Source organism: Microbacterium sp. NRRL B-14842 (assembly GCF_050470785.1).
On the sequence record NZ_JBFLUM010000036.1, the window covers coordinates 1 to 26,525 of the forward strand.

General features: G+C 70.3%; 30 protein-coding genes and 2 pseudogenes. 14 read left to right on the forward strand and 18 right to left on the reverse strand.

Translation table 11 applies throughout. The annotated features are described in order from the left end of the window. Window positions 1-282 precede the first annotated feature (282 nt). Window positions 283-615, forward strand: a complete 333-nt coding sequence (locus tag AB1285_RS20255; protein ID WP_429977765.1) for a hypothetical protein — start codon at window positions 283-285, stop codon at window positions 613-615. 261 nt (window positions 616-876) lie between these two features. On the opposite strand, the gene AB1285_RS20260 is transcribed toward AB1285_RS20255, so the two are convergent. The 4 genes from AB1285_RS20260 to AB1285_RS20275 form a co-directional block, all read right to left on the reverse strand. Next, window positions 877-1,152: a hypothetical protein gene (locus tag AB1285_RS20260; RefSeq protein ID WP_259954065.1), complete on the reverse strand. Its 276-nt coding sequence runs from the start codon at window positions 1,150-1,152 to the stop codon at window positions 877-879. A 94-nt stretch (window positions 1,153-1,246) separates the two neighbouring features. Next, window positions 1,247-1,708 carry an adenylyltransferase/cytidyltransferase family protein gene (locus AB1285_RS20265; RefSeq protein WP_268776581.1) on the reverse strand — a complete coding sequence of 154 codons (462 nt, stop codon included), beginning with the start codon at window positions 1,706-1,708 and terminating at the stop codon, window positions 1,247-1,249. Window positions 1,709-1,796: 88 nt separating this feature from the next. Continuing rightward, a complete protein-coding gene (locus AB1285_RS20270) occupies window positions 1,797-2,414 on the reverse strand; it encodes a hypothetical protein (protein ID WP_429977414.1) in 618 nt (205 codons plus the stop codon). Between the two features lie 100 nt (window positions 2,415-2,514). Continuing rightward, window positions 2,515-2,829, reverse strand: a complete 315-nt coding sequence (locus tag AB1285_RS20275) for a hypothetical protein (RefSeq protein WP_370428581.1) — start codon at window positions 2,827-2,829, stop codon at window positions 2,515-2,517. Between the two features lie 211 nt (window positions 2,830-3,040). On the opposite strand from AB1285_RS20275, the gene AB1285_RS20280 reads away from it, so the two are divergent. Next, entirely contained in the window at window positions 3,041-3,712 is a 672-nt protein-coding gene (locus AB1285_RS20280) for a hypothetical protein (protein WP_370428582.1), read from the forward strand. A 17-nt stretch (window positions 3,713-3,729) separates the two neighbouring features. Here the strand turns inward: AB1285_RS20280 and AB1285_RS20285 are convergent, their stop codons facing one another. Further along, window positions 3,730-4,119 (reverse strand): hypothetical protein, encoded by a 390-nt coding sequence (locus tag AB1285_RS20285; RefSeq protein WP_370428583.1) that lies wholly within the window; start codon window positions 4,117-4,119, stop codon window positions 3,730-3,732. Window positions 4,120-4,236: 117 nt separating this feature from the next. Here AB1285_RS20285 and AB1285_RS20290 point away from each other — a divergent pair, with 117 nt between their 5' ends. From AB1285_RS20290 to AB1285_RS20305, 4 genes are all read left to right on the forward strand, one after another. Then, entirely contained in the window at window positions 4,237-4,857 is a 621-nt protein-coding gene (locus AB1285_RS20290; protein ID WP_370428584.1) for a cyclodeaminase/cyclohydrolase family protein, read from the forward strand. Between the two features lies 1 nt (window position 4,858). Then, entirely contained in the window at window positions 4,859-5,710 is an 852-nt protein-coding gene (locus AB1285_RS20295) for an aminoglycoside phosphotransferase family protein (protein WP_280568102.1), read from the forward strand. Between the two features lie 13 nt (window positions 5,711-5,723). Beyond that, complete coding sequence (locus tag AB1285_RS20300; protein WP_280568104.1) at window positions 5,724-6,239, forward strand: hypothetical protein; 516 nt, start codon at window positions 5,724-5,726, stop codon at window positions 6,237-6,239. A gap of 307 nt (window positions 6,240-6,546) precedes the next feature. Next, a complete protein-coding gene (locus tag AB1285_RS20305) occupies window positions 6,547-8,037 on the forward strand; it encodes a thioester domain-containing protein (protein ID WP_370428585.1) in 1,491 nt (496 codons plus the stop codon). Here the strand turns inward: AB1285_RS20305 and AB1285_RS20310 are convergent. The 4 genes from AB1285_RS20310 to AB1285_RS20325 all read right to left on the reverse strand — a co-directional run bounded on the left by AB1285_RS20310 (window position 8,005) and on the right by AB1285_RS20325 (window position 11,371). Further along, complete coding sequence (locus AB1285_RS20310; RefSeq protein ID WP_370428586.1) at window positions 8,005-9,015, reverse strand: cation transporter; 1,011 nt, start codon at window positions 9,013-9,015, stop codon at window positions 8,005-8,007. The two genes, AB1285_RS20305 and AB1285_RS20310, sit on opposite strands and share 33 nt — an antisense overlap. Continuing rightward, complete coding sequence (locus tag AB1285_RS20315) at window positions 9,012-9,506, reverse strand: transporter substrate-binding domain-containing protein (RefSeq protein WP_187662397.1); 495 nt, start codon at window positions 9,504-9,506, stop codon at window positions 9,012-9,014. The genes AB1285_RS20310 and AB1285_RS20315 overlap by 4 nt, the downstream gene beginning before the upstream one ends. A gap of 119 nt (window positions 9,507-9,625) precedes the next feature. Further along, on the reverse strand, window positions 9,626-10,717 hold the full coding sequence (locus tag AB1285_RS20320) for a YihY/virulence factor BrkB family protein (RefSeq protein ID WP_187662396.1): 1,092 nt from the start codon (window positions 10,715-10,717) through the stop codon (window positions 9,626-9,628). 120 nt (window positions 10,718-10,837) lie between these two features. After that, window positions 10,838-11,371, reverse strand: coding sequence for a DUF488 family protein (locus AB1285_RS20325; RefSeq protein WP_370428587.1), 534 nt, complete (start codon window positions 11,369-11,371; stop codon window positions 10,838-10,840). Between the two features lie 115 nt (window positions 11,372-11,486). Between AB1285_RS20325 and AB1285_RS20330 the strand changes: the two genes are divergently transcribed. After that, the gene (locus tag AB1285_RS20330; RefSeq protein WP_370428588.1) at window positions 11,487-14,276 is read left to right on the forward strand and encodes a hypothetical protein; all 2,790 of its coding nucleotides are present in this window, start codon (window positions 11,487-11,489) and stop codon (window positions 14,274-14,276) included. Here AB1285_RS20330 and AB1285_RS20335 read toward each other — a convergent pair. Next, complete coding sequence (locus AB1285_RS20335; protein WP_259954035.1) at window positions 14,240-15,172, reverse strand: LysR family transcriptional regulator; 933 nt, start codon at window positions 15,170-15,172, stop codon at window positions 14,240-14,242. The two genes, AB1285_RS20330 and AB1285_RS20335, sit on opposite strands and share 37 nt — an antisense overlap. Before the next feature lie 147 nt (window positions 15,173-15,319). On the opposite strand from AB1285_RS20335, the gene AB1285_RS20340 reads away from it, so the two are divergent. From AB1285_RS20340 to AB1285_RS20350, 3 genes are read left to right on the forward strand one after another with little or no spacing between them, the layout of a single operon-like run. After that, window positions 15,320-16,696 (forward strand): MFS transporter, encoded by a 1,377-nt coding sequence (locus AB1285_RS20340; RefSeq protein WP_187662392.1) that lies wholly within the window; start codon window positions 15,320-15,322, stop codon window positions 16,694-16,696. 40 nt (window positions 16,697-16,736) lie between these two features. Then, window positions 16,737-17,957, forward strand: coding sequence for an FAD-dependent monooxygenase (locus AB1285_RS20345; RefSeq protein WP_187662391.1), 1,221 nt, complete (start codon window positions 16,737-16,739; stop codon window positions 17,955-17,957). Beyond that, on the forward strand, window positions 17,954-18,574 hold the full coding sequence (locus AB1285_RS20350) for an NADPH-dependent F420 reductase (protein ID WP_187662390.1): 621 nt from the start codon (window positions 17,954-17,956) through the stop codon (window positions 18,572-18,574). Before AB1285_RS20345 ends, AB1285_RS20350 begins: the two co-directional genes overlap by 4 nt. 89 nt (window positions 18,575-18,663) lie before the next feature. Here AB1285_RS20350 and aztD read toward each other — a convergent pair whose 3' ends face one another. The 4 genes and pseudogenes from aztD to aztB all read right to left on the reverse strand — a co-directional run. Continuing rightward, complete coding sequence (gene aztD, locus AB1285_RS20355) at window positions 18,664-19,863, reverse strand: zinc metallochaperone AztD (RefSeq protein ID WP_370428589.1); 1,200 nt, start codon at window positions 19,861-19,863, stop codon at window positions 18,664-18,666. Window positions 19,864-19,891: 28 nt separating this feature from the next. Beyond that, window positions 19,892-20,809, reverse strand: a complete 918-nt coding sequence (gene aztC, locus AB1285_RS20360) for a zinc ABC transporter substrate-binding protein AztC (protein ID WP_370428590.1) — start codon at window positions 20,807-20,809, stop codon at window positions 19,892-19,894. A gap of 1 nt (window position 20,810) precedes the next feature. Continuing rightward, complete coding sequence (locus AB1285_RS20365) at window positions 20,811-22,037, reverse strand: ABC transporter (RefSeq protein WP_429977766.1); 1,227 nt, start codon at window positions 22,035-22,037, stop codon at window positions 20,811-20,813. Window positions 22,038-22,057: 20 nt separating this feature from the next. Continuing rightward, window positions 22,058-22,915: pseudogene (gene aztB, locus AB1285_RS20370) on the reverse strand (zinc ABC transporter permease AztB); the annotation flags it as partial. Window positions 22,916-22,993: 78 nt separating this feature from the next. Between aztB and AB1285_RS20375 the strand changes: the two are divergent. Continuing rightward, the gene (locus AB1285_RS20375; protein WP_429977767.1) at window positions 22,994-23,203 is read left to right on the forward strand and encodes a hypothetical protein; all 210 of its coding nucleotides are present in this window, start codon (window positions 22,994-22,996) and stop codon (window positions 23,201-23,203) included. Window positions 23,204-23,320: 117 nt separating this feature from the next. On the opposite strand, the gene AB1285_RS20380 is transcribed toward AB1285_RS20375, so the two are convergent. The 3 genes from AB1285_RS20380 to AB1285_RS20390 all read right to left on the reverse strand — a co-directional run bounded on the left by AB1285_RS20380 (window position 23,321) and on the right by AB1285_RS20390 (window position 24,239). Then, complete coding sequence (locus AB1285_RS20380) at window positions 23,321-23,566, reverse strand: hypothetical protein (RefSeq protein WP_429977768.1); 246 nt, start codon at window positions 23,564-23,566, stop codon at window positions 23,321-23,323. Between the two features lie 103 nt (window positions 23,567-23,669). Continuing rightward, entirely contained in the window at window positions 23,670-24,014 is a 345-nt protein-coding gene (locus AB1285_RS20385) for a hypothetical protein (RefSeq protein ID WP_429977769.1), read from the reverse strand. A gap of 72 nt (window positions 24,015-24,086) precedes the next feature. Then, complete coding sequence (locus AB1285_RS20390; protein WP_429977770.1) at window positions 24,087-24,239, reverse strand: hypothetical protein; 153 nt, start codon at window positions 24,237-24,239, stop codon at window positions 24,087-24,089. A gap of 994 nt (window positions 24,240-25,233) precedes the next feature. Here AB1285_RS20390 and AB1285_RS20395 point away from each other — a divergent pair. The 3 genes and pseudogenes from AB1285_RS20395 (at window position 25,234) to AB1285_RS20405 (ending at window position 26,178) form a co-directional block, all read left to right on the forward strand. Then, on the forward strand, window positions 25,234-25,428 hold the full coding sequence (locus tag AB1285_RS20395; protein ID WP_429977771.1) for a DUF1269 domain-containing protein: 195 nt from the start codon (window positions 25,234-25,236) through the stop codon (window positions 25,426-25,428). 19 nt (window positions 25,429-25,447) lie between these two features. Further along, a pseudogene (locus AB1285_RS20400) lies at window positions 25,448-25,579 on the forward strand (DUF1269 domain-containing protein); the annotation flags it as partial. Window positions 25,580-25,665: 86 nt separating this feature from the next. Then, on the forward strand, window positions 25,666-26,178 hold the full coding sequence (locus AB1285_RS20405; RefSeq protein WP_429977772.1) for a hypothetical protein: 513 nt from the start codon (window positions 25,666-25,668) through the stop codon (window positions 26,176-26,178). Between the two features lie 10 nt (window positions 26,179-26,188). Here AB1285_RS20405 and AB1285_RS20410 read toward each other — a convergent pair whose 3' ends face one another. Then, window positions 26,189-26,362 carry a hypothetical protein gene (locus tag AB1285_RS20410; protein WP_429977773.1) on the reverse strand — a complete coding sequence of 58 codons (174 nt, stop codon included), beginning with the start codon at window positions 26,360-26,362 and terminating at the stop codon, window positions 26,189-26,191. Window positions 26,363-26,525 lie beyond the last annotated feature (163 nt).

The window sequence follows — 26,525 nt, forward strand, 5'->3', positions numbered from 1 at the left end:
AGCAGTCGATGAGTTCTTCGTGCCGATTCTGAGGCGGTCTCGAGGACTAGACGGTCTACGGCTCGTTGCCATGGGCATGGGCGTTCTGGATGATCATGCTCACAGGGGTCGGGTTAGCGCGACAACCGACATACTGAAGCTCACGCATGATTTCATGCGTGAGGAGTCAGATGTTGACGCGCGTATTCGGGCGTACTGGGCGCTTGAGCCGTTGCTGACTGCGAGTGAGGCGGAGATTCTCGCCACGGAAGTTCGCCGAGTATGGTCGATGATGAGATTGGGATGCACGACATCTCAGCGGCTCACGAGTTTGAGCGCGAATGCGAGTCTGGGGTGGAGTCACATCTCGAAGCCATGCTTGTCGAGAGCATCGAATGGGCCCTCGATGATCCCGACAGGGACGGGTACGATTCGGATTTTGAATTGCTCCACGCTTTGCAGAGCGTACTCGAGTCTTTCCCGGTCGAATTTGTGGACGTGCAAGAGAGAGTCCGGGAGCGGTTGAATGAAGTATGGGAGCCCGACCCGGACGACGACTTCGACCGTCGTGAGTGGTCGAACAGCGACCGCGAGGATCTTCACGAGGTCGATGTCCTCTTCGCTCACCTTGGATGAACCTGGGCTACGGCATCGGCAAGGCCGAGGCCACGGAAGACGACGACTGGGACTTCTGAGTCCGTGGTGCGGCGCCACGCCGTGTGGCGCCGCACCAGGTTCGGGGCGACGCACTGTTCGGCGGTTCCTCGACGCGGCGGCGCAGCTTGATGGGGTCGCTCGCGACGTGCGGGTTCAGGCACCGTGATCTCGTGAGGCGGGCGTGAGATAAGACGCAGGGGCATCCTTCGTGTTCCGGCAGAGATCGCGGGAGCCCGAACCTCAGCGTGCGCTCAGGACGAAGGCCAGAACCGCTCCCAGGACGGTGCCCGCGAGCATCGCGGCGGCCGTCCAACCGACGACGCGACCTCGGGCGACCTGGCGTTTCGTCGCGTACACGCCCGCGCCGAGGCCACCCACCACCACTGCCGCCATCGTCACGCCGGCGACGAGCGCTTGGACCCCGTAGTCCGGCGTCGGCGGGGCAGGATCGACGAGCGGAGTCGCGAAGCGGTAGGTCATGACGACGCCGAGGGCGACGAGCGAGACCGCGGTCATCGCTGCGATCAACCCCCACGCTGTCGATGTGCGCATCCGTCACCTGTTCTTCGCGGAGTTCGATGACCGGAGGTCGCCACAGGCAGAACGCGGGTCAGTGACCCGCGGCGCGCTCCGCTTCCTTCTCCGCGACGATCCTCCGGAGGCCCGAGCTGGAGAACCGATGGTCTCGGCTGTTGAAGTAGAGCTCGATGCCACTCTCCTCGCAGTACGCGCGGCCGGTGAAGTCCCGATCGCGGTACTCATCCCCGACGATGCGCACATCGAGCTTGAAGGACCGAAGGATGTCCTCGAGGTCCTGCTCCGTCGAGTACGGCACGATCTCATCCACGTGCTGACAGCCGCGAAGCTGGATGTAGCGCTCCACGACCGTCTGCGTCGGCGCGTTCTTCTCCGGGCGGTCCAGGGTCGGATCCATCTGCAGGCCGACGATGAGGTAGTCGCACTGCCGCTTCGCCTCGGCGAGCATCATGATGTGCCCTGCGTGCAGCAAGTCGAAGGTGGAGAAGGTGATCCCCACTCGCGGTCCGGGGTTGTAGTCGCGCCGTTGCGCCATGGACTCGTCAGACAAAATGTTCCCCCCTGTTTCCCGTACTCTACCGGCCCGCGCTCGCGCGTCGATTCCGGTCGCGGAGTCGCTCGCGTCAGGCGCCGTCGCCGAGCACCGGAACGCCCCAGATGCGTGCCGCGTCAGAGATCAAACGGTCCATGCCGTCCGGTGACTCCCGGCGAAGCGGCGCGTCGTCCCTGGTCACCGGGACCGGGATCGTGGCCTGTCCCGCTCCCTGCGAGACCACGATCTCGAGGGTCGGGTAGAGGAAGGCGCCCTCCTGGATGGCACCTCTCGTCACGCCCTGGATCCGATCCCGCGGCACGCTGTATGCGGTGAGGAGACGGTCCCCGCCGCGGACCACCCGGAACCCCGAAGGGTCGATGACGCCCGTGGGGCTCGCCGTCAACAGGCCGCGGGGGGCGGGGCCGAGTGCGAGGAGGGGGATCGCACGTGACAGGTAGGCTGCAACACCGTTGAGCGCGTAGGAGCCGAAGGCTCGCGCCTGCGGCTCGCGCTCCCGCAGTGCTCGCCGCTGGGTGCGCTGCAGTCGTTGGATGCGTCCGAGCACGATCCAGATGATCAGACCCGCGAGCAGTACCCCCGTCGCGAATACCAGCGATGTCGCCACAGGCGGCTCGCCCTCGACCAGGGGACGCACGAGTGTCCCCCAGACGAAGAACGCCGCCAGGGCCACAGCCATCGCGAGCATCAGTCTGTTGGCGGGCGGGTTCCGGCGCACGAGGGCTCTCTTTCAGGAAGCAGTGAGGGCGAGGGTTGTTGGGGCTGGTTGACACCCGGCTCGCGGCGGCTCAGCCACCCATGAGGAACGCGGCGGCGGGAAGGACCGACACGGCCCCCAGCACGGTTCCCGCGACCGGCCACGCGTAGCCGACGCGGTCGGCACGGGCGAAGACGAGCCCGATGACGCCGAGGATGAGGGCGGTGCCACCGAAGAGGACCGCGAGCGGCAGCGTGAGGAACAACAGCCATCCGTAGTTCGGGTCCGCCGTCCCCGCCAGGACGAAGACGATCGCGGTCGGCAGGATCCCGACGAGCGCCACGACGGTGGCCGCGACCCCACATCCGAAGGCTCGGCGACGAGGTGACGGGATGATCTGGCTCACGGGGCGATCCTAGCCACAGCCTGATCGCGCGACGAAAGCGTCGTTCTCGGTGACCACGGCTCCTCGCGATCGGAGGATGCGAAGATGAGGGGCGAGCCGGGGGAGGGGGGCCGATGAACACCGAACATGACGAGGACGTCAGCGCGTTGCGAGGGGTCGTCGGCCCGGTGCTCCGCGGCGGCGGTCAGTCGACGAGGGGAGCGGAGGGCGCATGCGATCGATGACCCCGATACCGGGGGACCCGTGGCCGCACGACATGATCATCACCGTCGACGATCGCCCTCACGCCCTGCTCGAACTGCTCTGGGTCCGGGAGGCGCACGGGCTGGTCCCCGTCGACGACGCGCTCCCGCCGCTCCTGGTCGACCGGCCAGCGGAGGCGGAGCGGCCCGTGGGAGCGCAGACCCGTGATCACTGGGCGGAGGTCTGGCCCCGGATCTGGGACAAGGCTGTCGCGCACGCCGCGACGGAGCCGGATCGGACGTTGTTCGACCGCGCCCTCGATCCGACGATGGGTCCGGATGAGCGGGAGACGCTGCTCGGCCAGCTCGTCGGCCCCACGGCGCGGGATGAGTTCGGAGACGATGTCTTCGACGACGCGGCGTACCGCGAATGGGAGCGGCGTGGCTCCGACGCGCACCTCGCGACGAACCGCACGACACTCGCGGACAGCCCTGAACACGGGGACGTGGCAACGCTCGCCGACGCCTGGCGTCGGGGCCTCGGGAAGGTGGTGACGCTGCCGTGCCGCGGGGTGTACGTCCGGCAGATCGGACCTCGCGCCCTCCTGGTCACCGATGCGGTACGGAACGACGCCGCCACGTATCGCACGGCGCTGGAATCGTTCCGCCGGTCATCCTCGCAGCGACCGTCGACGGCGTGAGGCTTCCGCGCGCGACGTCAGAGGACCAGCGGGAGGAACGACACCATCAGGCCGACGGCACCGACCGCGGCGAAGACGACCCCGACAGTCCGCAGGACCCGGCGCAGATGCGGCGGCTCACCGATCCGGATGCGGGCCGGGTCGTTCGAGCTGTGGAACCCGTCGAGCCATCCATCGGTGGTGGCCGTGGGCTCGCTGCGGCGCAGCGGTCTCTCGTGGAAGTCGCCGCCCGCGAACCAGCGAGCGGTGCGGCGGCCGTCCCGATCGATCACGGCGATCTCGACCGGAACCCACTGCCCCTCGACGAGGTGGATCAGCATCGCCACGATGAGGAGCGGCACGCCGATGCCGAGGCCGATCCAGGACAGCACCTCGCCGACGACGGAGAGGGCGTCGACGAGCTGCACGAGTCCATCGTAGAGACGCTTGCATCCGGAGTCGTGGGAGACGCGGCACCCGATCACGGAGGACCGCTCGCTGATCCGCCGTCATACTGCATCCTTCCCACGGATAGTCTGACCGGCATGACGGATTCTGCAGACATCCCGACGTCCCGTCCGATGGACGCCTGGCTCGACGCGCTCAGTCAGCCCACCGGTTCGCCTGGCGGAGGTGCGGCGTCGGGGGTCATGCTCGGCCTGGCCGCGGCACTGATGGGCATGGTCGCCGGATACACCCGCGAGGATCCTGCCGTCGCCGAGAGCACCGGCCGCCTCGACCCCGTGCGCGCGGAGCTCCTGCAGGCCGTCGAGGCGGACGGCGTGGTGTCGGCGGGCTTCGGTGCCGCGCTCGCACTGGCACCGGAGGCCCCGGCACGGGAGGAGAGGGTGCGGAACGCCGCCCTCGACGCCGCTGCGTCCGTCGCGCGCCTCGGCCGCATCGGCATCACCCTGGTCGCGGAGGCGCGCACCCTCGCGTCGCACGGCAACCCGCACCTCGCCGTGGACCTCGCCGTCGCGACGGAGGCCCTGGAGGCCGGCCTCTCGGGTGCCTCCCTGAACCTCCGCGCTAACCTGCAGCTCGCTCGCGCACACGGCGCCTCGCCGTCCATGCGGTCCGGGCTCGACGAGGAGGTCGGGCGATTGGCGGAGGCGCGGACCCAGGTCTCGCGGATCACGGCGGAGCTGTCCGCGCGCCTGAACTGACGTGGCGCACGAGGAAGCGCTGCATGCGCGCGCCGCGGAGGTCCTGGACAGGTGGAGTCTCTCTCCGGACGGGCCCCTCCGGTCCGGAGAAGCGGGGATCGTCGTCCCGGTCCGGCGGCCGGACGGTCTCATCGCCGTGGTGAAGGTGCAGCAGCCGGGGCCGGAGTTCGACGCGGCGGTCGTCGGGCTGGGGCGGTGGGACGGGCGAGCCATCGTCCGGCTCCTCGCGAGTGCCCCCGATCAAGGCGCGATGCTCCTCGAACGTCTCGATGCCGAGCGCAGCCTCGAGGCGATGGAGGACGACGATGCCACGCGCGTCGTCGGTTCCCTTCTCGAACGCCTGCACCGCGTCGACCCGCCGCCAGGTCTTCCGCGCCTGGAGGCGGTGGTGTCGCAGATGCTGAACGATGCGACGGGAGCGGCGGTGCTGCTGTCGGGCGAGGACCGACGACGATTCGACCGGTGGCTGCACCTCGTCGCGGACGTCGCTGCGATGCCCGGCAGCCGGTTTCTGCACTGGGACCTGCACTTCGGCAATGTCCTCGGCGCGGAGCGCGAGCCGTGGCTGGCGATCGACCCCGAGCCGCTCATCGGCGACGCGGGCTTCGATCTGTGGCCGGCTCTGGACAGTGGATGGAGCCGGGACCCGCGTACCGCCGATGCGGCACGCATCGTGCGTCGTCGGTTCGACATCCTCTCCGACATGCTCCACCTCGACCGCGCATGCGCGGCCCGCTGGACGAGCGCGCGGCTCCTCCAGAACACGCTCTGGGAGATCGAGGACGGCCGGCCCACGATCCCGACCGCCGCGAAGGTGCTCGACGATGCGCTTCGGTCTGCAGGGCTGTCTTGATAGCATCCCGCCCATGAGCACGCCGGACTCCGATGCCGCTCGGCCCGAGCACGACCGCGCCGCAATTAAGGAGCGGGTGTACGCCACCTTCACGGGCCTCGCCATCGTGCTCGTGCAGAACTCCAACGTGGAGCACACCAGCGCCCTGCAGGCCACGGTGACTCTGCTCGTCGGCATCGTCGCCATCGCCCTCGCGGGCTTCGCCGCCGATCTGGTCGCCCATCTTGCGGCGCACGGCAGCTTCCCCCGAGGGTCCGAGCTGCGGGATGTGCTGCGGCTCACCGGTACAGCGCTGGGATCGGCGGCGATGCCACTGCTCGTCCTCCTCGTCGCCGTGCTCGGATGGATCGAGCTGCGGACGGCGCTGACCATCGCGTCGATCGTCTACGTCGCGATCCTCGGACTCATCGGATACGTCGCCGTCCGCCGGACGGGAGTGAGCGGATGGCAGCAGCTCATCGCCCTGGGGATCCTCGTCGGGCTCGGCGGCATCGTCGTGCTCGTCCAGCAGCTCGCGCACGGACACTGACGGACACACCCGTTGCGCGGGCCGTACGCATGGTTCATCCTGAACGTGCTGCACCGATCGACTCGGGGGGCCTTGCCGGTCGCGCTGCGGCCGACGGAGCGCCTGCCACCCAACTCCCTCCCCCGGCGGGCGCTCCGCTGCGCGAGGAGGCGCTCGCTTGCGCGACAGGTCACCCGGACTCACCCGGGTGAACATCGCTCACCCCCTTTTCGCCGGAGGAGCTTGTGCCTATCGTCGGTGACCAACGGCGGGCTGTCGCAGGTCGGGGAACCCGTCACTCGGATCATCGGCGAGATCGAGGGACACCATGCACACCGAGACGACGCGATCGCGTACGCGCACGGCAGGGGCTCTTCTGGCGACGGCCATCGCCGCGGCGATGGTGCTCTTCGGAGCCACGTCGGCATCGGCTCTGTGGGATCCCGATCCGGTGCTTCCGCGGGCCGGCTTCTTCACGCAGGTCACCATCACCGGCTCGCAGTACCCGACGAACGTGACCGGCGAGCTGACGACGCTGGGGCCCACGCCCGGCCCCTATCCGGCGACCGGGGCCTCGGTGGAGGCCGTGAGCCCCCAGCTGATCACCATCGCCGATCCCGTCTCGGGGGCGACGGCTTCGGCGTACTGCATCGATTTCAGTACCGAGACCGGCGTCGGGGCGGGCTACAACATCGGCGAGTGGGACGAGTCCAATGTGCCCAACCTCGACTACATCAACTACATCCTCACCAACTACTTCCCGTTCGACACGAGCAACCCGATCTCCGGGCTCACCCTCGCCCAGCAGGTGGCGGCCGTGCAGAGCGCGATCTGGTACTTCAGTGACGGATTCGTCCTGGCCACCGGCACCACCGCGACCATCCGGAACGCCACGGCCGCTGTCGTCCAGGATGCGCTGGACAGCGGAGGTCTCCCGGAGCCGTCGGTGCCGACGCTCGGCATCGAGCCCGGCACGACGACGATCCCGGAAGACGGCTCGATCGTGGGACCGTTCACCGTCTCGGGCACCGCCAGCGGCACGCTCGACGCCGCCGCGGGCGTCGAGGTCTTCCTCGATCAGGCCGGAACCCAGCCCGTTCCCGTCGGCACCGCCGTCGCGTCCGGTGCGCAGCTCTGGGCGCGCTGGACCGGACCCGCGGCACCCGTGAACGGCTTCCGGATCACGGCGCAGGTGCCCCTGACGCAGGGCACGGTCTATCTCTACGACCCGGAGTCCTCGGACAGACCCGCAGCGCAGAAGCTGGTCCTCGCGCAGACGACGACGCTCCCGGTCCGCGCCGGGGTCCGGGCGACGCCCTACGCCTCCGGCGAGATCACCGTGCAGAAGATCATCACAGGTGACGGCGCGGGACTTCAGGGCGCCATCACGATCGACCTGGCCTGCACGCCCGCCCCGGCACCCGGCGTCGTCGTCTCCGCCACGATCCCCGCCGGAGCGACGGCCGCCGACCCCGTCGTCTTCTCCGGGCTGCCGGATGGCGCGACCTGCACGGTCAGCGAGTCCGCGGACGGCGCCAACGACGCGGTCACGCTCGCCGCGCAGACCATCGAACCGGCGACCGTGACGGTGGACGCCGCTGCGACCACCCCGGTGGCGGTGACCGTGACGAACACCTACGACCCCGTCGAGTCGCCGAGCAACGGCGGCGGCGAGGAAGGCGGCGGAGGCGGCGGTGAGGGCGAAGGGCTCGCCGCCTCCGGGCCGACGCCGATGACGGGCGCGCTGACGGTGGCCGGGCTCGGTCTCCTGCTCGCGGGTGCCCTGCTACGGGTGCGGCGACGGGCGAACCTGCGCTGACGATGCCTCGTCCTCGTCCTCCCGCCGCGTCAGATGGTCGGCGAGTTCGGGCACGAGCACGAGGACGACGTCGACGAGCTTCCAGTCCAGCTCGTGGCACTCCTGGCGCGCGCGGTCGAGGTCGGCCAGGGAGGGCAGGGCATCGTCGACGGGCACGATGAACGCTTCGACGTGGAAGAACTGGCCTTGATCCCTCGTCCGCACCGCGACGTCGCGGACCCAGGGCAGGGCGCGGAGGTGGTCCAGCACGGCGTGGGAGTCGGGGTGCGGCTTCTCGTCGTCGAAGGTCGTCGCCCTGGTGTCCATGAGGTCGGTGATCGCCGCGCGGGTGTTGCGCCACCCGTCCCAGAGGATGCTCCCCGCGATGAAGGTCGCGGCGGCGGCGTCCGCCCACCACAGCCCGAGCCCGATCCCGCCGACCCCGACGATCGAGCCGGCCGCGGTCATCCAGTCGGCCTTGTTCATGTCCGCATCGGCATAGAGGACCTTGTTGTGCAGATCCTTGGCCAGGCGCATCTTCACACGCCCGAAGTAGATCGGCAGCGGAATGGTCAGCGCCATCATGCCCATCATCAGCCAGCCCGACCAGATCACGTGTCCGAACACCTGGACCGACCCGATCGGAGGCCGGTCGCCGCTCACCAGCCCGATGACGGAATCGACCAGGAGGAACGCGCCCATCGCGAACAGGGCGACGCCGGCGACGAGGTGGGCCACACCGACGGAGCGGAAGAACCCGTACGGGTATTTGACGGTCGGCGGCTTCGCGATGATGCGGACGGCGACGAGGAAGGCGATCGGCGGGGCGAGGGAGAGCAGGTCCTCGATCCACGCGGCCTTCATCGCCTGCGAGCTGCCCATGACGAGGTAGACGCCGGTGATCGCCACCGCGAGGAACGCGAGCGTGAACCACTCGTAGCGGATCGCTCGACGCAGGGTGTCCTGCTGCGCGGGCGGAAGGTCGGGATGAGCCCTCATCGCGCGTCTCCTCGTTCGAGCAGGAAGGTCTCCAGGGTGGTGAGGAACCGGTTCTCCCCCAGAACGGTGAGCATCACGTGCTTCTTCGTCTCGCCCGCGGTCGTCGCGTCGTCGAATGGGACGGTCATCGCCGCCTTCTCGACCCAGGGGGTGTCGTCGGTGAACCCACCGACGGCCAGGTCGAGGGCATGGTCGTGCAACCGCTCGGCCAGGTTCGCCTCGCTGTCGACGGTCCAGACGACGGTCGCGTCCAGCGTCTCGGCGAACTCCTCCACGAGGCGCACTTCAACCCCGGCCGGGTCCGACGGATCGGTCGTGTCCGTCCACGGCGGGTTGTGCGTGATCCCGACCCGGATCTGGCCGTCGCGGGCCTTGTCGAGGGTGCCGTCGACGTCGGCGGGGATTGCCGTGCAGCCGGCGAGCGCTGCCGCGATCGCGAGCCACCCTCCGATGATCCCGATCTCGCGGAGAAGTGGTCTTCCGGTGCTCATCCTGCGCATCGGCGCGCGACGACCAGGCCTGCACATCGCTTCGTTCGCTCCTCTGGGGTAGGAAAAACGCGCCGCACAGGCGACGCGAAGGGCATGGCTCTCACCATAGCCCGACCGGGTCATCGTCCTCTGGTCGTCCGGCCTTCCGGCTCCGACCCGTCGTCGTCGTTCTCGACGCGGATGCGCCGTCCCTCCTCGATGTCCTTCCGCTCCTTCTCCGCCCGCTTGTCGCTCTGACGGGTGTCGCGTGCGGGGAGCTGGATGTCGCGCTCGGCGGCGATCCCGGCCTGAAGCTGGCGGCCGCGTTCCAGCTCCGCGTCGAACTCCGCGCCGAACAGCAGGGCGAGGTTCGCGATCCACAGCCACAGCAGGAACACGATGACGCCCGCCATCGATCCGTAGGTGCGCTCGTAGTTGGAGAAGGTGGTGACGTAGAGCACGAAGCCGAGGGTGGCGACGGCCAGCACGACGATCGCCACGAGGGCACCCATGCTGATCCACCGGAACTTGGGCTGCTTGGCGTTCGGGGTCGCGTAGTAGAGCATCGCGACGAGGAAGACGACGACGAACAGCAGCAGCGGCCACTTGGCGATGCTCCACGCGAGCTGCACGCCCTCGCCGGCGCCGATCGCGTCGCCCAGCGCCGACACCACATCTCCGGAGAGCACGAGCACGATGGCGACGATGGTCAGCGAGACGACGGTGATGAGCGTGACGAGCAGCTGCATGGGGCGCAGCTTCCAGAACGGCCGCCCCTCCTCGATCTCGTAGATGCGGTTCATCACCCGGCTGAACGCCCCGACATAGCCCGAGGCCGACCACAGCGCGAGGAGGATCCCGGTCACGAGCGCGATGCCGGCGCCGGGAGCCTGGGAGATCTGCTCGATGGGACCGCGGAGAGCTTCCGCGGTCTCCGGCGGTGCCACGTCGCCGATGATGCCGAGCACGGCGTCGGCGGCGGCCCCGCCCTGGCCGAACACGCCGAGCAGCGAGAAGACGGCGATCATGGCGGGGAAGATCGAGAGCACCGCGTAGTACGTGAGGGCCGCGGCGCCGTCCATGCACTGATCGGCGGAGAACTCCCGGACGCTCTTGACCAGGACGTACTTCCACGACCGCTTCTGCAGATCGGTCGGGCTGTCCGGCTTCTCGTCGTGCTCTGGCGATGGAGCGGACGCGGATCCGCTTCGTCCTGTGGCTGCCTTCGACATGGCTCCTCCTCGGCGTCGGCGCGAGCACTGCTCCCGCGATCCAGTCCTATGAGGAGAAGAGGTGTTCCGGCACGGGGTTGCGCGAAGACGAGACGAGGGGGATGCTGTGCCGGCGTGCGGTCATGCGGCCGGGTAGGTGACCGTCCCGTCCGCGCGGACGACCGCGCCGGCGCTGAGCTCGGCCGGATCGACGTGCCCGGGACCGAGGATGTGGCGGACGACTTCGTCCCGCGCGAGGAGGTGGTCGGCGATGATCCGTCGATGGCACCGCCACCACACGCTCTCCGAGCACATCACCGTGACGCGCCGCTCGTGGCCCTCGGCGCGGAGCTCGTCCAGGGCCTGCCCGAAATCCGCGGAGAGGGCGTGATCGGCGTAGTTGTGGAAGCTGCGGTTCTGCCACCACGCGTTGGTCTCGAAGGGAACGTCCCTGCTCACGGGGCGGCGACCCGTCAGCCCCTCTGCACGGTGGTAGGCGATCCCGGCGGTGCGGAGGGAGGACGCGAGTGCGTCCTGGTCGAACTGCGGATGCCGCTTCGAACCGGGGAGGCGGCGCACGTCCACGACGCTCTCCACACGGCTCTCCTGCACCAACGCGAGGAACTCATCGATCGTGCGGGTGGAGTGCCCGATGGTGAAGAACGGCTCGGCCATGAGGCGACCGTAGCCCACCCCTCCCCATCCGTCGGCAACCCTTGCCCTGACGAGGTCCTCGCCCCTACGGTGAGGTGACGGGTGGGATCCGCACCCGAGGCGGGGCCGTTCGATCATGAGAAGAGTCCGATTCGGCGTTCTGGGCGTGCTGCTGGCCGCCGTGGTCGGTTTCGGCGGCGCACTCCCCGCCGTCGCGGCCGAGCCCACTGCCCGGCTCTCGCTCTTCAAGGCGATCGAGAACCTCGACACGGGGGCCAGTCTGGGGGATCGGACCCTGTGGACGATGCACGCCGTCAACGTGGCCACGGGGGAGACCTTCACCGGCGACGGCCTCAACGGCATGCAGTCGCGCCTCGTCCCGCCGGGCACCTACCGCATCTTCGAGACCGGCGGCGTGGCCGGTTACGCCTTCTTCGCCTGGAACTGCGACGGCGACATGACGACGGAGCCGGAACGCACGATCACGATCACCGCGAACCAGTCGATGACGTGCACGGTGCAGAACAACGCCATCCAGGGCAGACTCACGCTCGTCAAGAACGTGCAGGGCGGCGGCGCGGCCCCGTCGGAGTGGACGCTGCGGGCCCAGGGACCGTCGACCATCGAGGGGGTGGGAGGCTCGGCCGAAGTGCAGAACCAGCCCGCCCGGATCGGCGTCTACACGTTGAGCGAGTTCGGCGGACCGGGGAGCTACGTGCCGGGGCCATGGACGTGCGAGCGGCGGGATCTGACGACCGGAGAGGTCACCGAGGTCCCCGTGACCGGAGACCAGTTCGAGATGACGCTCGGCGGTGCGGTGACCTGTCAGATCACGAACACCGGGGATCTGCCCCACCTGACGCTCGTCAAGGAGGTCGTCGACCCGGCGGCCACCGGATACCCGTTGGCCGCCCCGTCGGACTTCGTGCTGAGCGCGAGCGGACCCGAGCGGATCTCCGGTCCCTCCGGCTCGGACGCCGTCGACCACGCCTCCATCGACCCCGGCGCCTACACGCTCGCCGAGAGCGGCCCTGCCGGATACAGCGGAGGCGCGTGGACCTGCGTCGACGCCACGAGCGACGGCGGCATCGACGGCGGCCTCCTCTTCGTGCGCGAAAGCTCCGACATCACCTGCCGCATCACCAACACCTTCGCGGGCGGCTGGCTCACCCTCGTCAAGAACGTGGTGGGCAGCGACCAACCGCCGTCCGACTGGACCCTGACGGCTGCAGGACCGGAAACGGTCACCGGTGCCTCCGGATCCGCTGCCGTCTCCCGCGTCCCGGTGCCGGTCGGCGACTACGCGCTCGCCGAGGCGGATGGCCCCGCCGGGTATGCGGCCGGCCCGTGGTCGTGCACGGGCGGCGCCCTGGCGACCGACACCGTGACGGTCGGCGCCGGAGCGGACGTGACATGCACGGTCACGAACACCCTCGAGGTCGGCCAGCTCACCCTGGTGAAGAACGTCGTGAACGCGGGCGGCGGCCCGCTCACCGCGCAGGACTGGGAGCTCACCGCGAGATCGGCCGACACCGTCATCAGCGGCGCCTCCGGCTCGGGCAAGGTCAGCTTCGCGGCGGTGGCACCGGGGACCTTCACCCTGTCGGAGGCCAGTACCGCTCCGGAGGCGGGCTCCTATACGAGCGAGGGCTGGTCGTGCGTCGATGACGAGGGCACTCCGGTCGGCACGGGCGACACCGTGGAGGTCGTGCCGTTGGAGAGTGTGATCTGCACCGTCACGAATCGATGGACCGAGTCGACCCTGACGCTGCGCAAGCAGGTCGCCTCCGCCTTCGGCACGCCGGCCCTGCCCTCGGCCTGGACGCTGACCGCGACCGACGGCGCCGCCACGGTGTCGGGGCCCGCCAACTCCCCGGCTGTCACGCAGGCGGCGGTCGCCCCCGGCGCGTGGACCCTCGGCGAGACGGGAGGCCCTTCCGGCTACGACCCTCTCGGGTGGAACTGCTCGGGCGGGTCCGTGTCCGGGGATGTCGTCCAGGTTCCTCCGTCCAAGGACGTGGTGTGCATCCTCACCAACGCATCGATCACGCCCAGCCTCACGCTGGTCAAGCAGGTGGTGAACGGCGAGCGCGGCCGAGCCGTGCCTGCGGACTTCGAGCTGAAGGCCCGCGGTCCGGGCAATGCGGCTCTCTCCGGTCCCAGCGGCTCGGAGTTCGTCACCGACATGCAGCTTCCGCCGGGCGACTACATCTTCTCCGAGGACGGCCCGAGCGGCTACGAGGGCGAGTGGTCCTGCACGGGCACCGCCTGGGACGGGACCACGGCGACGCTGGGGTTCGGGGAGGACGCGATCTGCACCGCGACCAACACGTTCGTCGGCGGAACCCTGACGCTTCGGAAGGCCATCGTCGGGGTCGGCCCCGGGGCGCCGACCGGGCCCGCCGACGCCACGGACTGGACCCTGCGCGCCATCGGCGGCGGGCAGTTCCCGCGTCCGCGCATCGAGGGGGCGTCCGGAGAGACCGCAGTGACCCTCGCTCCGCTCGGCGCCGGTGCGTTCCGGCTCTCGGAGCGGGCGGTCGCGGGGGCGCCCACAGCGGACTACCGCAGCGACGGCTGGGCGTGCACCGGGGGAGCGCTGGAGGGCGACGTCGTCGAGGTCACGGCCGGGATGGACACCGTGTGCACGGTCACGAACGTCTACGACCCGGGGCCCGAGCCCGAACCCGAACCGGAACCGGAGAACCCGGATCCCGGAACGGACGGAGGCCCCGGCCCGGCGACCGGGTCGGAAGGCGGGGCGGCCTCCGACCTGGCCACGACAGGGCTCGCGCCGGCGACGGTCGTGATGGCAGGCGCCGGTGGTCTGCTCGTGCTCCTCGGGGCCGTGCTGATCGCGACCCGCCGTCGCCGACGGCGAGGAACGGATCAGGGAACAGGTGTCCGCACGTCCGCGCGTCCGTAGTCGCCGAGCTTCTCCACCGCGAAGTCGAGGAGGGCATCGGCACGCGACGTCAGGGTCATGTCCGCCGGCCAGATCCCCACGACGTGGGAGACCGTCACCGGGGGGTCCAGGGGGCGGATCACGACCGGGCGTCCCTCGCTGCTCACGGGTAGGGTGTTGGGGCGGGACATGAGGAGGCCGTAGCCCAGGCCTCGGCCCACGAGGGCTTCGACGAGGGCGAGCTGGCTGACGCGGGCCTCGATCCGGGGCTCGAGTCCGCGCGCGGTGAAGGCATCGATGACGTTGCGCGTCCCCGGGCTGGCGTCGTACTGGATGTAGGGCTCGTCGGCGAGGTCCGGCAGGTCCAGGGTCGCCGCATCGGCCAGCGGGTGCGCGGGCGGCAGGTGGACCTCGAGCTCGGTGGCATAGATCCGCCGACGACGGTATCCGGCGGGCAGGGACACGTTGTACACGAGCGCCACATCGAGGTCTCCCGCGTCGAGTGCCGCGAGGAGTTCCTCGTTCGTGCCGATCATGATCTCGAGCTGCACGCCCGGATGGCGCTTCGGGAAGCCTTCGAGCAGCTCCGGAACCACGCTGGTCGCGAAGCTGGCGTAGCACCCGAGCGTGACCGGGCCGCGCAGCTCGGTGCCGCGGCGCGCGTCGAGGACGAGCTCCTGAGCATCCGCGACGATCCGACGGGCCTGCTTGGCGAACTGCTGACCGGTCGGCGTCAGAGTGAGGCCGCGTGCCTTCCGTCGCACGCAGAGCTGGGCGCCGACCGCCCGCTCCAGGCTCGTCACCGCCTGGGACAGCGCCGATTCCGAGATGTGCAGATGAGCTGCCGCGGCGCTGAGGGTCGGGAAGTTGGGCAGGGCGGCGAACAGCTCGAGCTGCCTCATGCTCACGTCGGACATGACGGCCCCCCTCGATTCTTCTTCCGCTCACCTGAACTATAACCACGAAGAAGTGCGATTTACGTACAGAGTCCCCCGCCCTCACGATGAGAGGGACACATCCCGATCCCCTCGCTCGCGAGGGGGACAACGACGTTAGGGACGACCATGACCTCCTCTTCCGCATCAGGCAACGCCAGCTCGCAGCGCCGCATCGCCTTCGCGACGATCATCGGCACGACCATCGAGTGGTACGACTTCTTCATCTACGCGACGAGCGCCGGGCTCGTCTTCGCACAGCTCTTCTTCCAACCCGCCGGCAAGGAGATCGGCCTGCTGCTCTCCTTCGCCACGGTCGGCATCTCCTTCCTCTTCCGTCCGCTCGGCGCCTTCCTGGCCGGGCACTTCGGCGACGTCCTGGGGCGGCGCACGATGCTCGTCCTCACCCTCGTGCTGATGGGAGCGGCCACCACCCTCATCGGTCTGTTGCCGACGTACGCCCAGATCGGGATCGCCGCGCCGATCCTCCTCCTGCTGCTCCGGATCCTCCAGGGTCTCTCGGCCGGCGGTGAGTGGGGAGGCGCGGTGCTGATGGCCGTCGAGCATGCCCCGGCCGACCGTCGAGGGCGCGCGGGGTCGTGGCCCCAGCTCGGGGTGCCCCTCGGCTTCCTCCTCGCCTCCGGAGTGACGGCCCTCATGACCGGCGTCATCACCCCGGGTGCCGCGTACCTGGAGTGGGGCTGGCGCGTGCCGTTCCTGGTGAGCGTCGTGCTCATCGCCGTCGGGTTCGTCATCCGGCGCTCCGTGTCGGAGAGCCCCGTCTTCGCGGAGATCGCACGCCGCGGACGGCAGTCCCAGGCGCCGATCGTGACCCTGTTCCGGCGCCACTGGTATCTGGTGCTCCTGGCCGCCCTCGTGTTCGCGGGCAACGGCACGCTCGGGTACATGACGACGGGTGGCTTCCTCAACAGCTATGCGATCAACGTGCAGAGCCTCGACACCACGGCGGTGCTCGTCGCCGCGTCGGTGGCCGCCGTCGTCTGGTTCTTCTCGACGCTCCTCGCCGGGTACCTCTCCGACGTGATCGGGCGGCGGAGCACCTTCCTGATCGGTTTCGCCCTGCAGGCTCTCGTCGTCTTCCCCGTGTTCTGGCTCGTCGACCACGGAGGTCTGCCGGGGCTGTACACCGCGCTCGTCCTCATCTCGACCGGACTGGGCCTCACCTACGGACCGCTGGCCGCCTGGTACTCGGAGATCTTCCCCGCCTCGATCCGCTTCTCGGGCGTCTCGATCACCTACGCGATCGGCGCGGTGCTGGGTGGTGCGTTCGCACCGATGATCGCCCAGTTGCTGCTCGACAGGACCGGTACGACCGTGGCCGTGTCGGCCTACCTCCTGGTGGCCTCGCTCCTCGGCGGCATCGCGACGCTGTGTCTGCGGGATCGATCGGGGATTCCGCTGGGACCGGACCACGAGGCCGAGCAGGCCACGGGAGCCACGATGTTCCGGTCGCGCCCGGCTGCGCCCGCGCTGGCCGCGAAGTGAGAGGACGCCTGTTCGTGCGTCATTCGATGAAGGAGAGGCAATGGTAGACAGCAGGACGAGGATCGCCGTGATCGGCGGGGGGATGGGCGGGCTCACGGCCGCGATCGCCCTCACCCGGATCGCCGGTGTCCAGGTCACCGTGTTCGAGCAGGCGACGGCGCTCGGCGAGGTGGGAGCAGGCGTGACCGTCGCCCCGAACGCGCAGCGCGTGCTGGACGCCCTCGGTGTGCTCGACCAGGTGCGACGGGCCGGGGCGACCCCCGACGGGCACGGCGTCTACCTGGATGCGAGTGGGGCGCTCGTCACCGACGCGGCGTGGGAGGACTCCGCGAAGCAGTACCGGAACATCGGGATGTACCGCCCGGATCTCATCGAGGTCCTGGCGCGCGAGGTCGACGGGGAGAGCATCCGCCTCGGGCACCGCCTGGCCTCCCTGCGCACGGAGGAGTCCGGCGTCCGCGTCACCTTCGAGAACGGGGTGACCGACCTCTTCGACGCGGTCATCGGGGCGGACGGCATCCACTCCGTGGTGCGCCGCAGCATCGTGCCCGATCCGGAGCCCGTGTACTCCGGCTACATCGTCTACCGGGGCGTCGTCGACGCCTCCCACCTGCCCGCGGACTGGCCGCGGATCAGCCAGGTGTGGATGGGGGATCAGCGGCACTTCATGTGCTACCCGCTGCAACAGCGCACCCTGTTCAACTTCGTCGCCGGGGTGCCCAGCGACCGCCCGCTCCACGGCCCCTGGTCGGGCCCCGCCGACGTGAGCGAGCTCCGTGCCGAGTTCGCCGGCGAGATGTGGGACACCCGGCTCCAGCGCTTCCTGGGAGCGATCGAGAAGACGTTCTGGTGGGGGCTCTTCGACCACGAGCCGCTCCGCAACTGGTCCCACGGAGCGGTGACCCTGCTCGGCGACGCCGCACACACGATGCTGCCGCACCAGGGCCAGGGCGTGAACCAGGCGATCGAGGACAGCATGGCGCTCGCCGTGTTCCTGAAGGCCGCCGACACGGTCGCCGACATCCCGGAGGCGTTCCGGCGCTACACCTCGGTCCGCATGCAGCGGACCGCGATCCTGCAGCACGGCTCACGGCGGGCGGGGTGGATGTTCGACGCGCAGCACGAGTTCGCGGACCGGCGGAAGCGCGACACCGACCTGCGCGTCGGGCGCGACTTCCGCCGGAGCGCGGTCTTCGACTACGACGCGAGGAAGGTCGCCGAGAGGGCGCTGGCCCGCTTCCGGAAGGAGCAGTACGCATGACCTCGATCAGCATCATCGGCAGCGGGAGGATGAGCGCGGCGATCGCGGACGTCGCCGCGCGCGCCGGCGCGGGTATCCAGATCGTCCGTCGGAGCACCGCCAGTTCCTCCGGCGACCGCCCCGACGTCACGTATGCCGCGCTCGGCGACGACCTCACGGGTGACCTGGTGGTGCTCGCAGTCCCCTCTGCGGCGTACCCGAGCATCCTCGACCACTATCGCGAGCGCCTGCGCGACAAGGTCGTGATCGATATCAGCAACCCCATCGACTTCACGACCTACGACGAACTGACCGTCCCGTCCGATTCGTCGAGTGCCGCGGAACTCGCGCGGATGCTCCCCGAGGGGGCAGCGGTCGTCAAGGCGTTCAACGTCAACCTCGGCGACACCCTGGTCACCGGCACCAACGGCACCACGCGGACGACGGTCCTCTTCGCCGGTGACTACGCGGAGGCGAAGATCGCCGTCGCGTCGCTGATCGAGGATGCGGGGCTCCGCGCCGTCGACGTCGGTCCGTTGTCCCGTGCTCGGGAGCTCGAGGCGATGGGGTTCCTCCAGATCGTCCTCGCCGCGCTCGGCGCCACGAGCTACGAGTCGGGATTCACCCTGCTGCCCTGAGGGTTCCGCGTCTGGTCGTGCCGGGAACGTGCACGGGACACGATGCTGCGGGTCCGCCCCGGAACGGGACGGACCCGCAGCGCCGAGGCTCAGCCGGCCGCCGGCGCGATCTCGTTCGGGGTGACCTCCAGCTCGGTGCTCGCGAGCACCTCGCCCGTGGTGAGGTTCACCGCGTGCACGCTGTCCGCGGCGGGCTCGGTCACGTAGGCGATGTCACCGGCGACGACGATGGCGGGGTGCGGGTCCTGCCACTCGGCCGGCCCTTCCCACGCCTCGATGACGGGGTAGGAGTCGGTGATCTCCCCGGTCACGGGGTCGAGCACATGGATGGCACCGTCGGCGCCGAGGATGTAGGCCAGGTCGTCCGGCCCCCGCACGACGTCGCGGAAGGTGTACTCCGCTCCCTCCGGCAGGGACACGACCTCGGACGTCATCGCCGCCGTGTCGATGAGCGTGACGGCGTCGAGCAGGTACCCCTCGGCGTCGGGATCGTTCTTGTAGTCGCCCACTACGATCGGGCTCGTCTCGCTCACGTAGGCGTTGCCCATGCGGCCGTACGGCTGGTCCGGGGCGGCGAGCTTGGTGATCTCGCCGTCCTTGTAGACGAGCGCGCCGTCCTCGCAGCCGAAGACGACGACCTCGTCGGACGCCGTGCCTTCGCCGTGGACGCCGGGGCACTGATCGGACGCCGCGATCTCCGTGCCCTCCGCATCGCGCACCACGATGCCGCTGCGACCGTCCGCATCGCCCACCGTGGTGAGGAACGTGCCGTCCTCCAGCAGCACCGAGACGCCGTGGTGCGCCTCGACGCCGTCGATGGTCTCCACTTCCGGGAGGCCGTCGTCGCCGAGGGCGGCGGTGTCGAAGATCGTGGTGTCGCTCGTGCCGTCGGCGTAGAGGATGGTCTTGCCACCGTGACGGACCACGTGGCCGGGGGTGTCGGCCGCGAACACCGTGTCGGTCAGCGCCGCGTCATCGGTCGACCCGGCTCCGGTGTCGAGTACCTGGAAGCCCTCGCTCATCGTCACCATGACGTGGCGACCGTCGCCCGCCGGGTTCAGGCGGGTGAACGGCTCCGAATCGAAGTCGGCGACGGTGTCGAGGGTCTCCCCGTCGAGGACGAGGATGCCGCCCTCGTACGAGATGGCCACCCGGGGGCCGGGGTCCGACTCCGGGGCATCGCTTCCGGCGGAGCCGGACCCGGGGCTGGTCGAGCAGGCGGCGAGCGTCACGGCGGCGCCGAGGGCGACGGCCCCGGCCAGCGCCCGGCGCAGGGGGAGTGTCTTCATGCGGTGCTTCTTTCTTGTGAGGGTGGTCTCAACGGGTGAGACCGGAGGCGATGCGCTCGGTGTTGACGCGCATCATGGTCAGGTAGCCCGGGGCGCCGCCGTCTTCCGCGGTGAGCGACTCGGTGAACAGCTCGATCACCTCGACGTGGACGTCGGCCTCCTCGGCGAGCGCCTGGACGAGGCGGTCGGGGGAGGAGGACTCCGCGAAGACGGCGGGCACGCCCGTGTCCTCCACGGCGCCCACGAGGTCGGCGAGGTCGGAGGCCGAGGGGGCAGCGAGCGTGGTTCCGCCCGGGATCACGGCGCCGACGACCTCGAAATCGAAGCGGTCGGCGAGGTAGCCGAAGACGTGATGGTTGGTCACGAGCGCGCGGCGTTCGTCCGGGATCCGGGCGAATGCGGCGGTCATCTCGGCGTCGAGCGTCGTGAGCTCCTCGCGGTAGTCGGTGACGTCCGCGGCGAGGGTGTCGGCGTCGATCCCGTCGAGCGCGGCCAGGGCGGGCTCCAGGGCATCGACGACGTCGATCATGCGCGCGGGGTCGGTCCAGAAGTGCGCATCGGGCATTCCCGCGGCGTCGCCGTCGCGGTAGTCCAGCACCTCGATCGCGTCGCCGGCGACGAAGGACGGCACCTCCGCGGCGACGGCCGCGTCGAGATGCTGCTGCAGGCCCTCCTCGAGCCCGAGCCCGTTGGAGACGAGGAGGTCGGCGTCCCGGAGCGTGGCGGCCTCATGCGCCGAGATCTCGAACGAGTGCGGGTCCGCGTTCGGCTTCATGAGGGTGACGATGCGAGCCTGACCGCCGACGATCTCGCCGACCACGTCGCCCAGGATGTTCGTCGAGACGACGACCACCGGTCGCGTGTCCACAGGGGTGGCGCAGGAGGTCAGGGTGGCAGCGGCGCACGCGGCGAGCGCCGTGGCGGTGAGAACGCGGAGGAGGCGCATGTCAGCGCCCCGTCTCGGCGACGAAGGCCGGGGCGTCGGTCGTGTCGAAGGTCCTCGCGACGCGGGCGCCGTCGGCGTAGTCGATCTCGAACAGCCGGTGCTCCGCCGGGCCGCTGAGGTAGGCACGGTGCTGGTCGGCGATGAGGACCGGGGTGGCTCCCCCCGCCGCCGACTCCGCCACCAGCGGCGCCGTCTCCGCTCGCACCGCCCGTCGAGCGCGCTGAGCACGAGCACACGGCCGTCCCTCCGCGAGGGCGAGCAGGGTGTCGTCCTCATCGCCGACGGCTGTCACCTGCACGAGTGGGGCCGGAGCGGTGAGGAGGGTCCAGGCCCGGGCCCGGGTGTCGAGGATGCGGATGTCGGTGGGCCCGGCGAGGCCGGCGACCGTGGGGCGCCCCTCACGGTTGTGGAAGGACGTCACGGCTCCGGCCGGCGCGTCCTCCGGGTACGGGATGCGGTCGACGACGACGGCGCCGTCCTCGACCTGAGCCAGCAGGGCGCCGTCGGCGCAGCCGATCACCGCTCCGACCCTGGTCGTGATCGTGCCGCTCGGCGCGACGCAGCTCTCCCGGAGCCCGGTGCGCTCGCCGTGTGCCGTGTGGCCGACGACGGATCCGCCCGCCTCACCATCGTCCTCGGTCACGAGGGCGAACGACCCGACCGGTACCACCAGACCCTCGTGGGGAGTGCGCTCGATGCGGAACAGCTCACGGATCTCCCCCTTCGACAGGGCCTCCGTGTCGAGGAGGACCGCGTCACCGGATCCGGAGAAGGAGATCCCCGTGCCGCCGGTGGTCGAGCTGTTCGTCGTCGCGACCGTTGCCGTGCCGTCGCCCTCGACCGTGCCGAGCAGCGCGGGCTCCGCCCGGTAGTAGTGGAAATGGTCGACGTGGTCCCACGTCCAGACGCCGCTGTCGACGACCTCGACGCCGTCGCCGGTGTCCGCGAAGAGGTACCGGCCGTCGGTGGCCATGCCCTCGGGGGCGGCGACCGCACCGATGTCGGTGACGCTCTCATCCAGGAGGTCGAGGTGGGTCACCCGACCCGCGTCGTCGACGGTCGTGAGGCCGAGCTGCGGTTCGGCGACCTCTTCCGCTCCGGCGATCGCGCCGTGCCCGTCCGCGGGAGTCGAGGGCGCGGCCGGGCTCTGCGCCGCGGGACCGGCGCAGGAGGTGAGGGCGAGGGAGAGGGCGGCGAGAGTGATGAGGGGCAGGAGGCGGGAGCGCACGAGAACCTTTCGGAGACGGGTCAGGAGGCGGGAGCAGGGTCGGGATGGGCGGCCCGGTCGGCGAACGGATGCCGTGTGCGCACGGCGGCCCGCACCGCCCAGGAGAGGCCGGCGAGCGCGATCGCGGCGGCGGCGACGGACGCTCCGGCCGCGGTGGCCGCGTACCAGGACGCGAGGAGCCCGACGAGGACGGCGGCGACCCCGAACGCGGAGGCCAGGACCATGCGCGTGGGCAGCCGCGACGTCCACTGTGCGGCGGCGACCGCCGGAGCGAGGAGCAGACCGACGACGAGCAGCGAGCCGACCGCCTGGTACGACGCCACGACCGCGAGGGTCACCAGCCCGACCAGGGCCGCCTGGGCCCACCGCGGACGGAGCCCGAGCACCGTCGCGATCCGGGTGTCGAGGGCCAGCGCGACGAACGGTCGGTGGCAGAGGGTGGCGGCGATCACTCCCAGTGCCGCGGCTGCGGCGAGCAGGAGGAGATCGGCGCGGGTGATGGCGAGGATGTCGCCGAACAGGATGGCCGTCGCGTCCGTGGCGAAGCTCCCCGAGTGGGAGATGATGATGACGCCCAGAGCCAGCATCGCGACGAACAGCAGACCGATGCTCGTGTCGTAGGAGAGCCGGGCGCGTCGTTGCAGGGCGCCGATGCCGATGCTCATCGCGACGGCGCTGAGCGCTCCGCCCACGAGGACGGGAGCCCCGAGCACTGTCGCCAGCGCGACACCGGGCAGCATCCCGTGGGCCAGTGCCTCACCGAGGAACGCCATCCCTCGGACGACGACCCAGGTGCCGACGACCCCGCAGAGGACCGCGACGAGCGCGCCGCCGAGGAGCCCGCGCTGGAAGAACTCGAGCGTGAACGGGGTGAGGAGGGCGGAGAACGAGGGGAGGTCACGGAACGCGAGCCTATGCGTAGTTGAGAATGATTATCAAATTCATAAACTGGAGATATGACGACGCTCTCATCGACCACCGACCCCTCCGTGTGCCTGGACGGTGTCTCCGTGCGGTTCGGGGAGCGCGATGCGCTGCGCGACCTCACCCTGTCGATCGGAGTCGGAGAGGTCGTCGCCGTCTCCGGCCCGAACGGCGCCGGAAGTCGACCCTTCTCGAGGTCGTCGCCGGCGTGCGTTCACCGACGCGAGGGCAGCGGAGCGTGACGGGCCGGATCGCCTTCGTGCCGCAGCGCGCCGTGGTGCCTCCCGGCCTGCCGCTCACGGCGCGAGATGTCGTGGAGGTGGGTACGTGGGGGGCCTCGGCGCCTTCCGGCGGCGGGATCAGCGTGCGCGCCACGCGGTCGAGGCGGCGATGAACGCACGGCCGTGCAGGCTCTCAGGCGTCGTCCGTTCGCGGAGCTCTCCGGTGGCCAGCAGCAGCGGGTGCTGCTGGCTCAGGGGCTGGCGGCAGGCGGGGCGGTCTCCTGCTGGACGAGCGACGACCGCTCTGGATGCGGAATCGGTCCAGCGGATCCGGGCCGTGCTGCGCGAGGAGGCCGAGTGCGGAACGACCGTGATCTGCGTCACGCACGACGCCGGGCTGATCGCGGCGGCCGACCACGGGATCGCCCTCCTCGACGGGGTGCGGCAGGCAGATCCGCGTCGCCGGGACGCGCGCACGGCGGTGCGGTCAGAGACCCGTGCCCATGTCGAAGTCGGAGAGTGCGGGGATGTCGATGTCTCCGCGCGATGACGAATCGCCGTGGTCTTCGGGAAGTGGCGATGCGCGCGCAGCTCGTCGACCTCCGTCGGCGAAGTCGGGTTCGGGGTCCGCGGTGTGGTGGGGGCTCACGAGCACATCGTTGCCGACACCCACGAGCAGATCGGCCCAGTCCTTCTCCCCGTCCAGGAGGATCGGGATCTCCACCGCTTCGGACTCGCCCTCGCTGGCGATCGCGGCCGCGAGGGTGAGGAGGCGTCTCGCGACGTCGTCAGAGGTGAGGAGCTGCTGGCCGGCGTAGGGAGACGAGTTCATGAGGACATCTTGTCGTCGTCGGCACCCTCCGGCACGGGGGTTGCGTCGATCCTCGAGCAGGGGATAAGCGGTTCAGCGCAGATAGGCGTCGACCATCAGGGCGCCGCGGATGTCGCGGAGCCGGTCGATGAGCCGGGTGATCCCGGCGGTGCCCACGGAGGCGAGAGGAAGGTCGAACGGGCCCAGGGCTCCAGCTTCCCCATGCGCAGCCGGACGACCTCCCATCCGGCGCCGCGGACCGCGCGGTCCTTCCGGCGGTCCGTCTCCTCCCGCTTGCCGACGTGCTCCAGCCCGTGCCGGCCGACCGTGGTCGTACTCGACCGCGATGCGCAGCTGCGGGAGCTGAGGATGTCTGGCCCACACCTCCGTATGCCGGAAGAAGGGCCGCCGACTTGATCGCGTTGAGCTCGTCGGGGAACACCAGCCGTTCGGCCAGTGCCTGCCGGAGCTTCCCCTCCGCCGCCGAGGCCGGCTTCGGAGCGCATGCGCTCAGGAACGCGGTTCCCGTCGGCAGCGCAGGAGTCTTGGTGCAGAGCGCCGGTGACGGCTTCTTCGGACGGGCGGGGAGCGCACGCGCCTCTCCGAGGATCACCGGCTGCGGCCGCGCCAGCGCCGCGCACTCCGGACACCAGGACGAGCGCCGTCGGACCCGCCCCGGACGCTCGCGCTGCTCGGTCGGCGTCGCCGCGAACAGGTGCCCGACGGCGCACTCCCAGCAGAGCAGGACATCGGCGGCCAGCGGGATCTGCGAGAGCACGATGCCGTGGTTGAGCTCCGGGTGGTACTTGCCGGATGAGCTCGGGGTAAGCCGCCCACGCCGCCCGGTACGTCCCGACCGCGTAAGGCACGTCGAGTCCGCGCGAGAACCTGCCGTCTCGCCCACCACTGCTGCACGGACTCGGGCACGACAGCGACCGTAGGCCAGGCCACGGACATCGCCGCGCGGAGTCACCAGGGTGAACATCGCTCGCCGCTCTGTCGTGTCCCCAGGGGCGCGCCTAGGGTCGGTGGCGAAGACCGGTGCCTCTGCGCGCGTGGAGAGCATCTCCGACCGCAACCGAAAGCAGGAAACCATGGCTGAACTGATCGTCATCTCCTATGACACCGAGAGCGACGCGGAGGGCGCCTACAACCGCGTCCAGGCCCTGCAGGACCGACCTCGTCGTCGAGCTCGCGGGCCTCGCGCTCGTGGAAGGTCGACGGGGAAGGCAAGACGAAGGTGGAGTACCCGGGCGCCGGGAGCAGGATCGGCCTGGGCGTCGCGTCTGGTGCCCTGTTCGGCGCGCTGATCGGCATCCTGTTCTTCATCCCGGTCGCCGGCCTGGTGTTCGGCGGCCTGCTCGGGGCCCTGTTCTCCGGTCTCGACAAGACCGGCATCGACGCCGAGTCCGCGACCGGGTCAAGGCCACCGTGACGGCCGCAAGTCGGCCGTCGTCATCTACGCCCTCAAGCTCACGGAGGACAAGTTCGCCGAGGCGCTCGCCCCGTACAACGGCACCGTCGTGCAGACCTCGCTGTCCAAGGAGGACGAGGCCGAGCTGGTCAGGGACCTCGGCGGCCACTGACCGCCCACTGATGCGCCCGCCGTGGATCCGCCCGCGGCGGGCGCATCGTCGTCTCCGGTGTCGGTGGGGCGTGCAAGGCTGCGCGCGTGGACACACTGAGCCTCCGGCCCTGGTCGGCCGACGATCTCCCTCTCCTGCGGGCGGCGAACACCCCGGAGATGACGGTGCACCTCAACGGGCCGGAGAGCGCGGCGGAGGTGCAGGCGCGTCACGAGAGGTACCTGCGTCTCGTCGCAGACGGCGAGGCCCTGATGTCGCGATCATCGACGACGAGGGGCAGCCTCTCGGCTCGATCGGCGCGTGGCGGATCACATGGCAGGACGAGCCCGCGTGGGAGACGCTGGTTCGTGCTGCCTGCCGCGCAGGGCCGGCGGGTGGCCGCCCGCGCTCTCGCTCTGCTCGTCGACGTGCTCCGTGGTCGAGTGGGGGGACGGGCGGCTCCTGCTCGCGTTCCCCGCGGTCGACAACCCCGCGTCGAACGCCGTGTGTCGTCGCGGCGGTTCACTCGCCGGGGAACGATCACGGAGGACTTCCGCGGGGCCGAGCTCACGGTCAACGAGTGGGTGCTCGACCTCGCCGCCGACTCCTCGACGGGATGACGCCGTCGGGTCAGCGGCGCACGCGCGCCCTGGTCTTCGCCACCCCGGCGAGAGTCGCCCGCACCGGCGTTCCGAGGTAGAGCCCGAGGGAGGCGCCGGAGGCGAGGGCGATGCCGATCACGGCGGCGTCGATGAGCGATCCGCCCACGGTCAGCATCCCGGTGGAGGTGCCCGCCGCGTGCACGACCTCGAGCAGGCCCTGGAAGACCGCGACGCCGGGGGACGAGCGGGACGATCGCCGCCGTCGTCACCGCGACCGAGGGCACGTGCAGGTTGTGGTGCGATGAGCATGCCGATGAAGCTCGCCAGCAATGCTCCGACCGCGCTCGCCGCGGCGGGTGCAGCTG

Coding starts and splice junctions, on each gene's coding strand:
- AB1285_RS20345 (WP_187662391.1), top strand. CDS start 16,737: ATGGTAGACAGCAGGACGAGGATCGCCGTGATCGGCGGGGGGATGGGC.
- aztD (WP_370428589.1), bottom strand. CDS start 19,863: ATGAAGACACTCCCCCTGCGCCGGGCGCTGGCCGGGGCCGTCGCCCTC.
- AB1285_RS20340 (WP_187662392.1), top strand. CDS start 15,320: ATGACCTCCTCTTCCGCATCAGGCAACGCCAGCTCGCAGCGCCGCATC.
- aztC (WP_370428590.1), bottom strand. CDS start 20,809: ATGCGCCTCCTCCGCGTTCTCACCGCCACGGCGCTCGCCGCGTGCGCC.
- AB1285_RS20305 (WP_370428585.1), top strand. CDS start 6,547: ATGCACACCGAGACGACGCGATCGCGTACGCGCACGGCAGGGGCTCTT.
- AB1285_RS20255 (WP_429977765.1), top strand. CDS start 283: ATGCACGACATCTCAGCGGCTCACGAGTTTGAGCGCGAATGCGAGTCT.
- AB1285_RS20325 (WP_370428587.1), bottom strand. CDS start 11,371: ATGGCCGAGCCGTTCTTCACCATCGGGCACTCCACCCGCACGATCGAT.
- AB1285_RS20315 (WP_187662397.1), bottom strand. CDS start 9,506: ATGAGCACCGGAAGACCACTTCTCCGCGAGATCGGGATCATCGGAGGG.
- AB1285_RS20335 (WP_259954035.1), bottom strand. CDS start 15,172: ATGTCCGACGTGAGCATGAGGCAGCTCGAGCTGTTCGCCGCCCTGCCC.
- AB1285_RS20300 (WP_280568104.1), top strand. CDS start 5,724: ATGAGCACGCCGGACTCCGATGCCGCTCGGCCCGAGCACGACCGCGCC.
- AB1285_RS20290 (WP_370428584.1), top strand. CDS start 4,237: ATGACGGATTCTGCAGACATCCCGACGTCCCGTCCGATGGACGCCTGG.
- AB1285_RS20375 (WP_429977767.1), top strand. CDS start 22,994: ATGACGACGCTCTCATCGACCACCGACCCCTCCGTGTGCCTGGACGGT.
- AB1285_RS20350 (WP_187662390.1), top strand. CDS start 17,954: ATGACCTCGATCAGCATCATCGGCAGCGGGAGGATGAGCGCGGCGATC.
- AB1285_RS20260 (WP_259954065.1), bottom strand. CDS start 1,152: ATGACCGCGGTCTCGCTCGTCGCCCTCGGCGTCGTCATGACCTACCGC.
- AB1285_RS20385 (WP_429977769.1), bottom strand. CDS start 24,014: ATGAACTCGTCTCCCTACGCCGGCCAGCAGCTCCTCACCTCTGACGAC.
- AB1285_RS20265 (WP_268776581.1), bottom strand. CDS start 1,708: ATGGCGCAACGGCGCGACTACAACCCCGGACCGCGAGTGGGGATCACC.
- AB1285_RS20320 (WP_187662396.1), bottom strand. CDS start 10,717: ATGTCGAAGGCAGCCACAGGACGAAGCGGATCCGCGTCCGCTCCATCG.
- AB1285_RS20310 (WP_370428586.1), bottom strand. CDS start 9,015: ATGAGGGCTCATCCCGACCTTCCGCCCGCGCAGCAGGACACCCTGCGT.
- AB1285_RS20390 (WP_429977770.1), bottom strand. CDS start 24,239: ATGGGAGGTCGTCCGGCTGCGCATGGGGAAGCTGGAGCCCTGGGCCCG.
- AB1285_RS20270 (WP_429977414.1), bottom strand. CDS start 2,414: ATGCTCGCGATGGCTGTGGCCCTGGCGGCGTTCTTCGTCTGGGGGACA.
- AB1285_RS20330 (WP_370428588.1), top strand. CDS start 11,487: ATGAGAAGAGTCCGATTCGGCGTTCTGGGCGTGCTGCTGGCCGCCGTG.
- AB1285_RS20280 (WP_370428582.1), top strand. CDS start 3,041: ATGCGATCGATGACCCCGATACCGGGGGACCCGTGGCCGCACGACATG.